This window comes from Halobacterium sp. KA-6, assembly GCF_021029015.1.
Classification (GTDB): domain Archaea; phylum Halobacteriota; class Halobacteria; order Halobacteriales; family Halobacteriaceae; genus Halobacterium.
This window is the reverse complement of sequence record NZ_JAJJZH010000004.1, coordinates 124057-139461: the sequence shown is the minus strand read 5'-3', so window position 1 is coordinate 139461 and position 15405 is coordinate 124057. Positions and strand designations below refer to the sequence as shown.

12 protein-coding genes and 2 pseudogenes are annotated in these 15405 nt (G+C 57.5%); 11 read left to right on the top strand and 3 right to left on the bottom strand.

Features of this window, described 5'->3' with window-relative positions; genetic code table 11:
• Positions 1 to 41 precede the first annotated feature (41 nt).
• The gene (locus LPA46_RS10455; RefSeq protein WP_230892458.1) at positions 42 to 2201 is read right to left on the bottom strand and encodes a PAS domain S-box protein; all 2160 of its coding nucleotides are present in this window, start codon (positions 2199 to 2201) and stop codon (positions 42 to 44) included.
• A gap of 358 nt (positions 2202 to 2559) precedes the next feature.
• On the opposite strand from LPA46_RS10455, the gene LPA46_RS10450 reads away from it, so the two are divergent.
• The 3 genes from LPA46_RS10450 to LPA46_RS10440 all read left to right on the top strand — a co-directional run bounded on the left by LPA46_RS10450 (position 2560) and on the right by LPA46_RS10440 (position 4568).
• The gene (locus LPA46_RS10450; RefSeq protein ID WP_230892548.1) at positions 2560 to 3534 is read left to right on the top strand and encodes a transcription initiation factor IIB; all 975 of its coding nucleotides are present in this window, start codon (positions 2560 to 2562) and stop codon (positions 3532 to 3534) included.
• 381 nt (positions 3535 to 3915) lie between these two features.
• Positions 3916 to 4290 carry a winged helix-turn-helix domain-containing protein gene (locus LPA46_RS10445; RefSeq protein WP_230892457.1) on the top strand — a complete coding sequence of 125 codons (375 nt, stop codon included), beginning with the start codon at positions 3916 to 3918 and terminating at the stop codon, positions 4288 to 4290.
• Positions 4287 to 4568: a DUF7521 family protein gene (locus LPA46_RS10440; RefSeq protein ID WP_230890650.1), complete on the top strand. Its 282-nt coding sequence runs from the start codon at positions 4287 to 4289 to the stop codon at positions 4566 to 4568. Before LPA46_RS10445 ends, LPA46_RS10440 begins: the two co-directional genes overlap by 4 nt.
• 86 nt (positions 4569 to 4654) lie before the next feature.
• On the opposite strand, the pseudogene LPA46_RS10435 reads toward LPA46_RS10440, so the two are convergent.
• Positions 4655 to 5911: pseudogene (locus LPA46_RS10435) on the bottom strand (RNA-guided endonuclease InsQ/TnpB family protein).
• A 155-nt stretch (positions 5912 to 6066) separates the two neighbouring features.
• Between LPA46_RS10435 and LPA46_RS10430 the strand changes: the two are divergent.
• Positions 6067 to 6303: pseudogene (locus tag LPA46_RS10430) on the top strand (zinc ribbon domain-containing protein); the annotation flags it as partial.
• 154 nt (positions 6304 to 6457) lie between these two features.
• Positions 6458 to 6889 (top strand): DUF7575 domain-containing protein, encoded by a 432-nt coding sequence (locus LPA46_RS10425; RefSeq protein WP_230892456.1) that lies wholly within the window; start codon positions 6458 to 6460, stop codon positions 6887 to 6889.
• Here LPA46_RS10425 and LPA46_RS10420 read toward each other — a convergent pair.
• On the bottom strand, positions 6886 to 7497 hold the full coding sequence (locus LPA46_RS10420; protein WP_230892455.1) for a TetR/AcrR family transcriptional regulator: 612 nt from the start codon (positions 7495 to 7497) through the stop codon (positions 6886 to 6888). The genes LPA46_RS10425 and LPA46_RS10420 overlap by 4 nt on opposite strands.
• A 184-nt stretch (positions 7498 to 7681) precedes the next feature.
• Here LPA46_RS10420 and LPA46_RS10415 point away from each other — a divergent pair, with 184 nt between their 5' ends.
• The 6 genes from LPA46_RS10415 (at position 7682) to LPA46_RS10390 (ending at position 15355) form a co-directional block, all read left to right on the top strand.
• Positions 7682 to 8269 (top strand): TetR/AcrR family transcriptional regulator, encoded by a 588-nt coding sequence (locus LPA46_RS10415; RefSeq protein WP_230892454.1) that lies wholly within the window; start codon positions 7682 to 7684, stop codon positions 8267 to 8269.
• Positions 8266 to 9717 (top strand): MATE family efflux transporter, encoded by a 1452-nt coding sequence (locus LPA46_RS10410; protein ID WP_230890654.1) that lies wholly within the window; start codon positions 8266 to 8268, stop codon positions 9715 to 9717. Before LPA46_RS10415 ends, LPA46_RS10410 begins: the two co-directional genes overlap by 4 nt.
• A 111-nt stretch (positions 9718 to 9828) precedes the next feature.
• Positions 9829 to 10524 carry a polyprenyl synthetase gene (locus tag LPA46_RS10405; protein ID WP_230890655.1) on the top strand — a complete coding sequence of 232 codons (696 nt, stop codon included), beginning with the start codon at positions 9829 to 9831 and terminating at the stop codon, positions 10522 to 10524.
• 27 nt (positions 10525 to 10551) lie between these two features.
• On the top strand, positions 10552 to 11253 hold the full coding sequence (locus LPA46_RS10400) for a TVP38/TMEM64 family protein (RefSeq protein WP_230890656.1): 702 nt from the start codon (positions 10552 to 10554) through the stop codon (positions 11251 to 11253).
• A 910-nt stretch (positions 11254 to 12163) separates the two neighbouring features.
• Positions 12164 to 12310, top strand: coding sequence for a DUF7563 family protein (locus LPA46_RS10395; protein WP_197407812.1), 147 nt, complete (start codon positions 12164 to 12166; stop codon positions 12308 to 12310).
• A gap of 174 nt (positions 12311 to 12484) precedes the next feature.
• Complete coding sequence (locus LPA46_RS10390) at positions 12485 to 15355, top strand: bacterio-opsin activator domain-containing protein (protein ID WP_230892453.1); 2871 nt, start codon at positions 12485 to 12487, stop codon at positions 15353 to 15355.
• Positions 15356 to 15405: the final 50 nt, after the last annotated feature.

The window sequence follows — 15405 nt, the reverse complement described above, 5'->3', positions numbered from 1 at the left end:
TCTGAACTCGGTTTCTCGTCTGTCTCACCAAGACCGTCGAATCAGCAAGTAGTAGTAATTTCGAAGCGAGCACCGCCGTTCCGTCCGTTTGCTGCCGAAATCTTCCAACCGTGTCGACTGGCAACTTCCGCGACAATACTGAGCCCGAATCCCGTTCCGTCGTCAGCAGTTGTATAGCCTGCTTCAAACACGCTTCCACTCACTGGTTCAGGGAGTCCAACTCCATCGTCGGCAACGTAGAACCCGTCATCTGTATCACCGACCGTTATTGTCACGTCTGGTCCGCCGTGTTCAATCGCGTTCCGAAGGAGGTTCATCACGAGTTGACGGAGTTGATCGCGGTCGGTCTTGACAGTCCGCTCCGTCTCAATTGTTAGTGTTGCCGTCGTCTCCGGGAGTGTCTCCCAGCAGGATTCGACAAGCTCCGGCAACCAGACGGGTTCAAGATCCATCGCTTCTTCGCCTGCTTGCGCGAGCGCCAGCAAATCCTCGATTAACGCATCCATGCGGCCTAGCGCGTGGTCAATCTCGTCGATGTGGTCGCTGTCGCAGTCCTCACGCAGTAACTCGAGACGCCCCTCCGCAACTTGCAATGGATTTCGCAGGTCGTGGCTCACCACGCTCGTGAACCGGTCCAAGCGTTCGTTCTGCTGGACGAGCTCGCGTTCGCGTTGCTTCTGGTCGCTGATGTCGCGGTCCATCGCCACAAACCGGTCTTCCCCATCCAAGTTCAGACGGATGAGATGCACCTCGATGGGGAACGTCGACCCATCCTTTCGTTCGAGTTCGCCCTCAAAGCGGTGTGGGGTATTCGGTGGGAGCGTATCCCAGAACGACGACGCCCGACCCGGGTCGGCTGTTGGGTCGATGTCCCAGACCTTTCGTCCGAGAAGTTCTGATTCGGTATAGCCGAGTTCGTCACACAGCCGCTGGTTAACATCCCGAATCACACCGTCGATGTCGTGGACTGCGAACATGTCCGGCGAGTGTTCGAACACCGCCTCCAACCGTGCGCTGTGGGACTGCAATTGTTCCTCGTACTGTTTACGTTCCGTAATGTCATCTTGGAACCCAACGAAGAGGTCGATCTCTCCGTCGTCATCGAATAGCGGTGCGACGCGGACGCGGTTCCAGAACTCAGTGCCGTCCTTCCGGTAGTTCCGTAACTCGACGGTTACCGATTCCCGATTGTCGATCGCAGTCCGCAATTTTTGAACTGGTTCGTCAGCAGTCGCGTCGCCTTGGAGGAACCGGCAGTTTCGGCCGATAACGTCGCGTTTCTCGTAGCCAGTGAGTTCCGTGAATTCGTCGTTCGCGTAGATGATTGGGTTATCCTCCTGATGGGGGTCGGTCAGGAGGATCCCGACAGGCGCTTCGTCCATCGCTTGCTCTTTTGCAGACAAATTCGTCGTGTCTGCGTCAATCGTTGGTTGTGGACTGAGCGTGCAGATCAGTGACCTATCCTCCGTGTACGAGAGCGTATGTTCGATATCGATTTTCTCGCCGTTCTTCTGGACGAACGTCGTGGTCCCGTGCCAGCGACCGTCGCGTGCTTCCGGGAGGAGCACATCGTAGACGTCCTCGACATCGTCGTCGTGATAGAACGTCTCCCAGTGGAGACCGATAATCTCCTCCCGGGTGTAGCCGAGCATTTCTGCACAGGCAGTGTTCGCGTATTCGATATAGCCGTCTTCGTTGAGGATACTGATGCCGTCCTGTGCGGTTTCGATGGCTTCGAGGCCACGATTCAGGTATCGCTCAGCCCAGTATCCCTCGGTAGCGTTCAGAATCCGATTGGCGAGGACGCTATACTGTTCTGTGCCACCGGTTTTCTGGAGGTAGTCGGTGACACCTGCGCTAATCGCTTCGCTGGCGATCTCCTCGCTGCCTTTGCCGGTGTAGAGAATAAACGGGAGGTCCGGGTGAGTATCTCGCACACGTTCGAGGACGTCCAGTCCATCCAAGCCTGGCATATCGTAGTCACAGACGACACAATCAACAGAGCGCTCACTCGTTTCAAGGACTGCAAGGGCGTCTCGGGGATCGGTCTCAGTGTGGACGGTGAACGCTTCGTGTTCACGTTCGAGAAACGTCGCAACGAGATCGGCAAAGCTCGAGTCGTCATCGATGTGGAGGACTTCGACGGTCTTCACATCCGGGAGGAATGTCGAATCCGGGCGGGGTCCATCGTCACCGGTCATACTCTTGGTTCGTGCGTGAAGTGGTATCCATCTTACTAGTTAGTCTCCGTTTGCGCCCTGATTTGAGGGATGGATTGCAAATTCTATGTGAGCGGTGATGGCCGATAGATGGACGTATGAGGCTGGAGAAGCCCGGACACGTTCCTGAATCCGCGTCAAGATCGAATCTACTTGGGTCATGCTTCTCGAGTCGAGGGCGCTCGGTCGCTCTACTTCCATGTATTCGGCACTCGCAAACCCAGATTGGCGGATTCCCAGATCTTGGGAACCCGCATCGTGCTCTTCGGATGGCCACCCACAGTATGCTAGCGAGAACCACTCGGATGCACCGAGAGCAGAAATTCAAGGTCCAGCACGTATGTCCAACACATCACTCGACATTCGGGAAGCGGACACTGACGAACAGCATTCGACCGCCAAGTCCCGGTTACAGTCGTCGTGTCCGGAGTGCGACGGCCAGATCGTTCGCGACGATGAGCACGGGGAAACGACCTGCGAAGACTGCGGGCTAGTCCTCAACGAAGAGTCAATCGATCGAGGACCCGAGTGGCGAGCGTTCAACAGCGACGAACGGGACGAAAAAAGTCGCGTCGGTGCGCCGACCACGGAACTCATGCACGACAAGGGGCTCAGCACAACAATTAGCAGGAAAGACACGGATGCGTATGGGCAATCGGTCTCCGATCGGAAACGAGCGCGCCTACAGCGGCTACGGAGGTGGGACGAACGATTCCGAACGAAAGACGCCCACGAGCGGAATCTCAAACAAGCACTTGGCGAGATCAATCGGATGGGATCTGCTATCGATATTTCAGACCCAGTTCGAGAGACAGCAGGGGCGATCTACCGCCGAGCGGTCGACGAAAATCTCCTCCCGGGCCGGTCAATTGAGAGCATGGCAACAGCTGCCCTGTACGCCGCAGCCAGACAACACGGAACGCCACGGCAGCTGGCCGCATTCGCTGAAGTCAGCCGCGTCGAAGAGCTCCGGATTCAGCGGGCCTATCGGTACGTTTCCCGGGAACTCGCCCTCGAAATTGAACCGGCGGATCCGTTAGAATACGTGCCGCAGTTTGCGTCCGCACTCGATGTGAGCGACGAGGCAACGCGTCAGGCTCGCGATTTGCTCACCACCGCCAAAGCACAGAACGCACACAGTGGCAAGAGCCCGGCAGGTCTCGCAGCGGCCGCCCTCTATGCTGCAACCCATCTTACAAACGAGCAACTGACACAGAAGACAGTGAGTAACGCAGCCAACGTGAGCCTGATGACGATCCGGAATCGCTATCAGGAATTGCTCGATGTCTACGCGGAACACGGGGAGTCTGCGTGATGACCGAGCCAAGACAACCCGGCTACGCAGAGGTAGCGACCGATAGTCAAGGGGTGACGGACTGCGTGCGCTCGGTCGCGAAACCGACCGGGAGATCCTCGCGTGCTTCGTCGCTGTGTCACCTCGTGATGTCATGAACATCGCCACCACTGCGGAATACCACCCGATTACAGTCGACCAAACATGTGCGCGACTCCACGGGCAGGGGCTGATCCGTCCAGTCGATCGAGGACGATATGATCTGACCGACGCCGGACGTCGCTTGCTCGAGGCTGAGTCCGATACAGACAGCGAGCGGTGAGAAGAGTCGCAGGCTTGCTCGTCTCGCCGCTAGGTACATCAACCGGATAGCATATCCCAGATACGTCCCAAGTTCAGATAATGGTGCGCGATTCAGCGTCATCCGAGGGCTCGCCATCGTTGCGGGATATCCTTGATGCGCTGGACGACGCCGACTGTCGAGCGATTCTTCGCGAAACAGCTGAACCCATGACCGCGAACGAACTCATGGATGTATGTGACATCCCCAAATCGACGGTGTATCGGAAACTGGACCGCCTCAGCGACGCCTCGCTGGTCCATGAACAGGATACGATCAACCCCGGCGGGGGTCGAACCACGACATACGAGCGAGATTTTGACGACGTGATGATCTCCATGGATGACGACGGCTTCTCGGTGACAGTGGAACGACCGCCGCGGAATGCCGACGAACGGCTTGAGGATATCTGGTCGAAGATGGGGGATGAACTATGATGTGGGTGGGAACGGCTATCGTCGTCGTGAAAACGGTGATCTTACTGCTAGGGAGCGGGATCACGTATATCGCGTATCGGGCTTATCGTCGCACGGGGGTGCCCTCGCTTCGGATGCTTGGGATCGGGTTCGGCATTATTACGTTCGGCGCGTTGCTCGCCGGTATCGCCCATCAAATCCTCTCTGTATCGCTGGAAATGGGAATCCTGATCAACAGCGTCCTGGTGGCGATCGGTCTGGGCATCATCATGTACTCGCTCTATCTCGAACGGGAATGAACCTCTACGGGAGAAGTCGGATCGGGATTCTATCCGCTTGACATCCTCCTCCGGCTGAAGGCGGAGGATTCCCGAGCGTTGGGATCTTAGGGTTTGCAGTTTCCCTGTTCTCTCGGTGTGAACCGGCCGCTCTCGCGGTCGAACAGGAAGACTCCAGGCTGTGCCAACCAGCCGTTACTCATATCCCCCGTCGGGGGACTCTGAGTTATCTTTCGCCGAATATTCACTGCACCGTTGACGTCTGCGTTTATCGTCGTCTCACAGGACGAACAGACGTACAGCCCACGCTCCACACGATTCGAGTTACGAATCTGCCCACAACACGAACATGTCTTCGAGGTGTTTTCCTCGTCTACGCGGTCAACGAGAATGCCGTATTCCTCGGCCTTGTATTCAAGGAGACGGGCGAATCTGTCGAACTCCCATCCGTGCAACTTCTTGTTCCCCGACTGACCCCAATTCCGCGAGTCGCCGTTCTCATCCTCGCGGATGTCACTAAGGTCGCCAACTGCTATCTCTGCCACGCCCTCTTCGACACAGCGTTGAACGATGTGTTTGCTGAGGGTGTGGAGGAAGTGGTCTTTGCGGCGGGAGAGTTTCCGCCGAGCCTTCAACGCCCGCTTGGCTGGCCCATTCTCGCCTTCGGTCTGGTACTCCTCGCGAGTGAAGTAGTGCTTGTCTTCTTTCAGCACATTCCCCGGATACAACTCCGAAGGGCCGTCTTCATAGTCGATGGCGAGATAGTTGCTGATGCCGAGGTCGATACCCGCCGTCTTGTCACCGGGAGCGTCCTCAACGGGAATTTCCGTCTTGCAGACGAGGTGGAGTTCCCACTTGTCGCCGTTGTAGACGGCACGCACCTGCTGAATGTTCTCGACTACTACGTCGGGTCGAGTTTCGTATTCCGCGAGGATGAAGTCAGACCGTGACTCTTTCAGGTTGAAGCCTTTCGAGAGGCGGAGTTGCCCGTGTTTATCGTCGTGTTTGATGCCTTTCTGCTTCCACGTCACGGTGGAGCGGGGGTGTCGGTCGCCACGTTTCCGGTAGCCCGGTGGGTTGTTGCCGTCGTCAGAGTTGTACCAACCAGTGAACGCTTCAGCAAGTTCTTCGAGAACTCACTGACTTGACTGCGAATGGAGGTCACTGTAGCGTTCGTGGTCTTTCAACTCCGATTTCAGTTCGGCTTCGTCGGGTATCTCACCGCCGTCGTCCCACCGTTCTTGGATGTAGTAGCGTCCAACGTTCCACAGTTTGGATGCTGCGAACCCGCACTGGTCGAGGTCGTCACGAACCTGACTGTGGTTCGTAATGCGTGCAACGTAGGTGCGGGTTGTCTCCAGCATCGTACTGTGTTCATAACTAGTTATGGAACAGAGTATATTAAAGTCTGTGTTTGGCGTGGAATATCCAGCCCTGTTAGTGTCGGTGGACTGGGCCACTGGGTGACGGCGCGTATCCACGGCCTGAAGTCCGTGGTATTGCGCCTGCTCCGCGTATAACGTGCTGTGAGTGCGGGATGAAAGCGGATGCAAACCGTATTGAACGTGGGTTGTACGTTTGTGAGAACTGCGAGTTGGTCGCCAATAGTGACCTGAACGCGGCGAAGAATATGCGAGCGACGGTAACTCCGAGTCCCTCACGGGATAGGTGTAACGGCTGTCTGGCCCCGCCAGCGGTGCGCCTGTTCGATAAATCAACGGGGCAAGTCGCCCCTCAAGAACAGGTTCGCCCGTAAACCGGCGAATATCCCAACGCTTGCGGAAGCCTCGCTGTTCACGGCGCGGAGAACGTCATCAATTCGGCATTCCAGATGGCGCCACATCATCTCGTCACCAATCAAATCGGGTTGGTCAAGAAGGCTTATAACTTACTAACTAATTAGTAATCATATGAGCCAGTCACTCTCCGGAAAGCGACCGTGGCTCGCCGCCCTGCTCAACGTTCTTGCAATCGGCTTAGGGCACGCGTACCTACGACGCTGGTGGCGCGCATTTGGGTGGATCACAGCCCTATTCGGCGCGGCGACCCTGTTCGTCGACCCGGCAGCACTTGAGGCATTCATGCGCGGGCAATCGATCGACCTACTGTCGGTCGCGCCAGTCCTCGTCGTCGGGGCTCTGAGCGTCGTGGACGCCTATTTCGTGGCACACGCACAGAATATGATGGCCAGGTTTACTCCGAACCAAAATGGGGAACTCACGCACTGCCCTCACTGCGGGAAGGAACTTGGCCTTGATTTGGATTTCTGTCAGTGGTGTTCCGCAGACCTCACGCACACTGAAACAGCGAGCCCGGCGGAACGGCCGGACAAGTACACCTAGCCGTCTCCGCTCTGCTCGACTGCCAGTACAGCTGTGACGTATTCTTCGGCGGTCTGTCGCGCCGTTGCAAGCGACGCTTCCTCATCGAAAACGACCGCCCTAGTGCGGCCTCCGTCGACAATCGTCATTAGCGCGCGTGCGGCATGCTCGGCATCCACATCGTTGAATACGCCGTTTTGGATGCCCTGATCGATTACGGTGCTGAGCATGTAGCGGACGTACTCGTCGTTCTGCTGGAAGCGTTCCCTGAACGCTTCCTTGTATGGTGCTTGGCTCCGCATCTCTAGTATCGCCACTAATAGATCCAGGTGATCCTGTGCGTCGACGAGTAGTTTGTCGAGCAGTAGGTCCAGTCGCTGTTCAGGATCGGTAGTTTCGACTTCGTGGACAGTATTCTGGAACTGGTCGAGGATGTAGTCTAGAAAGGCCGCGAGTAAGTCGTCTTTCGTGTCGTAGTGGTAGTGGATGGCAGCTGTCGACTTGCCGTATTCCTCGGCAATTCGTTTGATCGTTAAGTCGGCGTAGCCGTGCTCTTGGAGAGCTCGGTATGTCGCACGCATGATCTCCTCGTTTGGATCAGCGGCGGTGCGGTTCGGCGAATCAGCCATTACGTCGTATATTCGGCGTTACCGGGATAATGCTGTTGACCTTCTCGTCAGATTTCCTTTTTCGGGTTGGGAATTTGTCTCGTTGAATTACCTGTTACCGCGGTGTGTGTACACCTAACCATTCCAAAGCCTTTTGACTAACTGGTTAGTAAGTACTGTATCAACCGAGATGGAAGACAACCCGATGGCTGACATTCTGGAGGCAACTCACCGCGCACTCTGCCGACACGGCTATGCTGACCTCACAATCCAAGACATCGCTGCCGAATCAGCCAAAAGCAAAGCCACGATTCACTATCACTACGGAACGAAAGAAGCCCTCTTTTCGGCATTCCTCGACTACCTCTATGACCAGTACACCGCTCAAATCGACGCCGCCAGCGGCGAAACACCTCTCGAGCACCTTCACTCGCTGCTGGACATCCTCCTGTGGAACCCAACCGAACCTGCAAAGCAGGCGTTCCAGACCGCGATACTCGAGGTAAAAGCACAAGCACCGTACGACGACTCCGTTCAAGAACAACTCATTGAATTCGACGCGTATCTCTCCGACCGATTACAAGCGATTATTGAAGCGGGTATCCAGGCCCGTGAGTTCAACGACGAAGTAGACCCGTCGACAGCAGCTGACTTCCTCACGACAATAATCAAAGGCGCGCATACACGCCAAGTCACCGTCAATCATCCCCCTGAGCACCTCTCCGTCCCGATGACCGATTACATCCAGACCTACTTGCTCGCCAACGACCCAGCGGAGGCACCGCCAGCATGAGCATTCGAAGTAGTATCAGTTCGCTATTCAAAGGCCGCGAAGAGTTCGATCTGACCGCCGGTAGCATTGGGAAGCCACTGTTCTTCCTGTCGATGCCGATTGTCGTGACGAACCTCTTCCAGACGGCGTACAATCTCGCGGACACGTTCTGGCTGGGCCAGTACAGCACGGACGCACTCGCCGCTATCAGTTTCGCGTTCCCGATGGTGTTCCTGCTCATCTCGCTGGGGATGGGGATTTCCGTAGCGGGCAGCGTGTTGGTCGCCCAGTACACCGGCGCTGGCGAGGAACGACAGGCCGAATTCGCCGCCTCACAGACGATGACGTTCGCTGTGATCGCGTCGATCCTGTTAGGTGGTGTCGGCTACTTCTTCGTCGGGGACTTCCTCTCCTTGATGGGGGCATCCACGGACGTCCTGCCACTGGCATCAAGCTACATGGAAGTCGTCGCACTTGGTCTGACATTCATGTTCGGCTTCGCCGTGTTCATCGCGCTAATGCGCGGGTACGGCGACACGATTACGCCGATGCTCGTGATGTTCGGGTCAGTAGTTCTGAACATCATCATCGACCCGTTCCTCATCTTCGGCTGGTGGGCATTCCCCGAGATGGGGATCCAGGGTGCCGCCGTCGCCACGGTCTTCTCTCGAGCACTCGCGCTCGTCGTCGGGCTGGCTATCATGTTCCGTGGACGCCGTGGTGTCGAAATCCACCTGCGAGATATGGTTCCGGAGTTCGCCTACCTGCGCCGCCTCGCTCGTATCGGCGTGCCCGCGTCTATTGAGGGGACTGGGCGTGCGCTCTCGATGAATCTCCTCTTGTTCATCGTCGCGACGTTCTCCGACCCGATCGTCGCAGCATACGGTATCGGGACGCGCGTGTTCTCGGTCATTTTCCTCCCAGCCATCGCGGTCGCGCGCGGTGTAGAGACGATGACTGGACAGAACATCGGCGCCGACAAACCCGACCGCGCCGAACAGGCCGTAACCCTCGCAGCGAAGGTGCTTTTCGGTATCCTTAGCGTCGCCGGCGTCATCGTTTTCGTGTTCCCCGAACCGATCGTCTCAGTGTTCGTCGGCGCAGACCAAGCAGCCGCTGGACAGGTCGTCTCGGCTGGCGCACAGTTCCTGCGCTATGTCGCACTCACCTTCGGGTTCATCGGCATCATGCGGGCGTACACCGGGAGCTTCCGCGGTGCCGGCAAGACGCTTACCGCCGCTGCGATTTCGGTGCTGACGCTCGGCGTGATTCGGTTCCCCGTTGCATGGGTAGCTTCCGGCCCACTTGCCGAGACCGGCATCTGGCTGTCGTTCGCTATCTCGAACGTTGCTGGTGCCATTATCGCGTACGCGTGGTTCCAGCGTGGAACGTGGCGTACTGCTGACCTCACCGAATCGAACGTGGACGTCGACAACCCTGCTGTCGACGTGTCGGCAACCGACGATTAACGGATCATGCCACCAGCAACAACAATCGCGGAACGCCGTACCAAAATCGACCGATATCTTGACGCTACGTTAGAGCGAACTGACGAGTGCCCGCTGGCAGCGGTTTCAACCATGGATGCATGTCCAGACCGGTGGTACGGACAGCTGGTTTGTCTCACACACGATGCAATTGCGGACAAACCGACCGCCGACGCAGTACTGCCCGCATCTGCAGCTATCGAGTTGCTCCGCGGGTACTGCCGACTGCGCACCGAGCTGCTCATCCAACTTGCCGACAACCGCGCCCATTCACTGACTGGAGACCCAGCGAACGCGCTGCTGGCAGGAGACTACCTCAACTCGGCGGCCTACACAGCCCTCGCCAAAACCGGTAACCACCACCTTGAAGACGCTCTCCAGGCGCTCATCGCTGTCTCCGAGTCACTCGTGGACGCATTCGACGCGAGGTACGTCCGATCAGCCGACGATCACTCGTTCCTTGATGACACGGTCGGCAGTATTGGTGAGGGCGCCGCGGTCATCGGCATCACGCTCGCAGGCGGGGATACCACCCAGAAGGAGGACTTTGCGACGCTTGGACGCGGATTCAGTACAGCATATCAGGTCCGCCGAATCCTTAATGCAGACAGTGACGGTGCCGTGCCGACGATTGCGCCACCACGGTTCGATGAGGCGGCACTCCGTCAGCACGGCGCACGACACTTCAGAGAGGCCACGCATGCTCTCGACCGACTCAGCGATTCGGCAGACGTCGAGCCACTTCGGAACTTCGTGAATACTCACTGTGATCAGGACAACGGGTTTTAACGCGAAGCTGATGCTAGCCGAACGTATATGAGGGTCTTCTCCTCGCGTGACGACCGACGGCGCGCGCTCTTCATCCTTGTTGTGGGTGTTGCCAGCCTGGCCGCCCTCTATGTAGCTGTTCGTCGATATGCGCCGTTCATGTTTGATGTCGTTGCACTTCGGACGTGGATCGGCCAGTTTGGTGTGTTCGCGCCGCTCGTTTTCGTCGTGGTTCAGGCCGTCCAGGTGGTTGTCGCGCCAATTCCCGGGCAAGTTGTGGCGCTAGTCTCCGGCTATCTGTTCGGCTCCATCCCGGGGACCATCTACAGTCTTACTGGCGTCCTGATCGGGAGTGCCGTCGCGTTCAGTCTCGCGAAGCGATATGGCCGAGCGCTCGTCGAAGAGATGCTCCACGAGGACGTGGTAACGAGGTTTGATGGGTTTGTGTCGCGAGTTGGACTTCCAGGGCTGCTCGCGTTTGTCCTCATTCCTGGCCTTCCGGATGACGTAATCTGTTTTCTTGCTGGGCTCACCACGTGGCGCCTCCGGACATTCATCGCAGTCATCAGTATCGGTCGTCTTCCAGCATACGTTCTCACGGTCTTTGCGGGCGGTGAATTCGCAGACGACCAACTAACGAGTGGACTACTCCTTGTGGGTGTGGTCGTTGTCCTCTCCGTAGTCGGCTATCGTAACCAGGACACGATCCAAGACCTTGTCCAACAATTCGAAGCACGCCTCCCATTCTGAGCCATCTGGGTTATACGACAACTCTGGGCCGCGTCATTCGCGCATTTTCACAGGCAGCTAGAAGAGTCACTTGGTCAACCACTGTAGGGTGGAGGTACCCGAACACTGTCTTGACGTCCTCCAAACAACGAAGCGGCCCAAGGCAGCTTTCAAGAGGTGACCCCCGACTCGCCGTGGCCGTTGGAAATCCCTCCTCGAAGAAAGATTGAGGCTGACGGATAACGCGAAGGTACGTGATGACATCCTTCGCGCCGCTCACGGCGCGGTTGCCCGAGAGTTGGGAGGTTTTTCCAGATATCCTCCAAGAATTAGGGCATTATTCCGATTCTCGATCGGTGCCCTCGAAAATACGTTAATGATTGTCCGGTAAGAATTTCCGTGTGGGGTACATAGTCCCCAGCAAGGTGTGAGGGATGGTAACAACACACGGTGGAAGTGGTCGTCGACAGCCACGAACAGACCCAAACACGAGTGAAACAGTTAGCGCTATCGAACACTACACTTGTAGTCTCGCTGGCTTGGCTGTGACGGGGCTTCTCTGCGGTCTTCTCTACGCCGAACTGGTTGTTCTCACCCAAGTATTTGTACCGTTTGCCGGCGTGCTACTCGTGGCTGGTGTGTTTAGCGTGTGGGCATTATGTTGGCTTGCGTTCGAATTTGTCTGGGAATGGGCGAGCACGTACGGGCCCCGCTGGAAGTAGGTTTGATTTTCTCGTCTGTTGAGACGTTCAGTGGCTTCTACGTCGATCTCATAGAAGTTCGAGGCGGAAACCCACGACTTGAGTCGTGGGTTCCTGACATGAAGTATTCGGTGAATGCCATACTTAAATTTCGGCGGATAGATATTTGTTCCCCTAATCCTTTCGACGTCGTCAGAAAGTCTATGGAAGAGGAAGCGGCTGCTACATGTATGCCGGAGTGCCAGAACTGTGGCAGCCACGTCACGGATGTCTACGTGCGCGTATTTACGCCGGACACAGTCGAAGACCCTCGCGTGTGCCCGAACTGCGAGGACATGACTCGGGACCGGAACGGCGTCCGCGAGACACGGACGTAACGCAAACTATCCTGGGTCGGGGACCTCTCGATCGCCTTTTGATCTACAACGATGAGGGGGACGTAGGGTTGAACAATAAACAACGAGCGTTTTGCATCTACAGTAAGTAATTGATAATACTACCCCTTACGCGTATGGAATCGCGTTCTGATATCGGGGCCGAGTGTTCCACATATGAACCCAAAATCACGGAGTATTCTCGATACGTCTGTGATCGTCGCTGTTGGCGACACAGAGTGGCTAACGGCCTACGTTGATGCGCTCCAAGAACAGTCTGACGCGACTGTTCATCACGTTTCGCCAGCAACAGCCCACGAGATGCTGCAACAGAGGGCAATCAATTGCGTCGTGGCTGACTACCGCCTGCCCGAAACAACGGGGATTGACTTCATTCGCAGCATCCGGGAGACAACCGCCACACTCCCGATTATTCTGGGGACGGCCGAAGGCAGCGAAACAATCGCTAGTACAGCGATTGAAGCGGGCGTTACCGACTACATCGCTGTCACTGACTCACTAGACGAGACTGTAACCGATGCCGTGCAGCGAACCGAGCAGGCGCTCCGGGACGCCCAACGGGCGAAGACACAGCGCGAACGGGCACGACAGTTCGACGCGACATTTCACGACACTCGATCCGCAACGTGGGTGCTTGACCCTGCTGGCGCGCTCACGCGCGTCAACCAAACCGCTCGCGATATGATCGATGTGGACGCCGACGACGTCGTTGGCGACCCCTTCTGGACGCTGCCATGGTGGCTTGACGAGGGCCAAACGAGCGCTGACATTCGTCGCCTTGTTGAGTCAGCAAAACGCGGTGAGTTCGGGCACGCTGTCATCACTCAGAATGGTGTGACTGGTGAGCAAGTGTTGGAACTCTCCGTCCAGCCGGTTACTGATGAACGCGGCGACCTCGTCTCAATCATCGTCGATAGCGTCGATATCACTGAGCGTGTGGACCTCGAACGGGAACTCCGCCAATCCGAGCAACTCCACCGCGTCACGCTCAACAACATGACTGACACCGTCCTCATGACCGACGAGGACGGCGAGTACACGTATGTCTGCCCGAACGTCCATTTCATCTTCGGGTACACCGCCGAGGAAATCCGAGACCTGGGAACGATTGAGGACTTGCTCGGCGACGACCTGTTTGACCGCGAGGATCTCGCTGACGACGGCGTCTTGAAGAACATCGAAACGACGGCCACGGACAAAGCCGGTCGCGAACACACGCTGCTGGTGAACGTTCGCGAAGTCTCCATTCAGGACGGCACGCTGCTGTACAGTTGTCGTGACATCACGAAGCGCAAGCAGCGCGAACGTGCACTCGCAACCCTTCAGGAGACCGCGCGGGACTTCCTGTATGCCGAAACACACCACGAAATTGCCCACCACGTTGTCGACGATACTCCCGACGTTCTCGACCTCGATGCGAGTGCCGTCTACCTCTTCGACGCGGATGACAATCACCTCCAGCCGACTGCGTACTCCCAGTCGATGCGGGACGCCCACGGCCCCCTCCCAGATGTGCATGCGGACGGCCGCGATCTCACTACTCACAGTTTCGTCGAGAACGAACCCCGGTTTTTCGATGATGTCCACGATGCCGACCGCCTCGCCAATCCTGCGACTGATCTCCGGAGTGTCGCGTACATTCCGCTCGGGAGCCACGGCGTGTTCGTCGCTGGATCGACCGATGTCTGTGCCTTCGACGATGTGACGCGGGAACTTGCGGACCTTCTGGCGGCGACCGCGGAGGCAGCACTGGACCGCGTCGACCGTGAGTCCCAGCTTCGCGAGCAGGACCGTGAACTCCAGCGACAGAACGACCAACTTACGACACTCAACCAAATTAACGAGACGATTCGCGAGATTGACCAGGCGCTGGTGCAGTCGGAGACCCGCGAGGAAATCGACCACACGGTCTGTGAACGCCTCACTGCGGATGGCCGCTTCCAGTTCGCCTGGATCGGCACCCACGATAGCACGAACGACGCCGTAACTCCCCAAGCGTGGGCTGGAACTGATCAGGGCTATCTCGATACGCAGTCGTTTCCGGTTGCCGCTGAGGCTGTTGAACCGGCGGGTCGGACTGCGGCGACTGGTGAGGTGACGCATGTTTCGAACGTCGCGGCTGATCTCCGGGCGGCTTCGTGGCGCAAGGACGCGATTGCACGCGACCTACTGTCCGTGCTGAGTATTCCGCTCGTGTACAACGACCTCTCGTATGGCGTTCTGACAGTGTACGCGGAGACGCCGGACGCCTTCGATGAAACGATTCAGACAGTGCTGGCGGAGCTCGGTGAGACGATTGCCTCCGCGATTAGCGCCAGTGAGCGCAAGCGCGCGTTGCTCACCACGTCGATGACTCGCGTCGAGTACACGGTTGCTGATCCGTCGTTTGTGCTCGCGCAATTGGTGCAGGCTGCCGACTGCACGATTACCTATGAGGGCGGTGTCCAGCAGACTGTCAATGGGAACTACGTGTTCGTCACGGTCGAGGACGCGCCGCTTGACGCAGTCGTCGACGTGGCGGCTGACCTCCGCGTGATCGAGGACGTCCAGCGGATTCGTGGTGGTGAGACTGGAGGCGTGTTGCGGCTCCGGTTGGCCGAGCCGTTCCTTGCGACGGAACTGGCCGACCACGGTGCTGTCCTGCAGAGCGCGACGGCCTCGCAGGCGGGAACAGCATTCGTTATTGACGTCCCCGGGAGTGTTGAGGCCAGAAACGTCACGAAGTTCGTCACTCAGCGCTTCGAGGACGTTGAGCTCACGTCGAAGCAGACGCGCGAACAGGCGTCCGAACACGGGTTTTACGCGTCAGTGCTGGATAGCCTGACTGACAGGCAACTGGAGGTCTTGGAGACAGCGTACTACAGTGGGTTCTTCGAGTCGCCGCGGACGGTGACTGGTGAAGCCGTTGCGGAGTCACTGGACATCTCCCCACAGGCGTTCTACCAGCATATCCGAACGGTGCAGCGGAAACTCTTCGCGGCGCTGATCGACGACCACGCCCCGGTGGTCACTCGACACGCGGACTGATCACTCTCGAAGCGGACGCTAGCAGTGTAATCGCGCGATAGGGCTCCCTC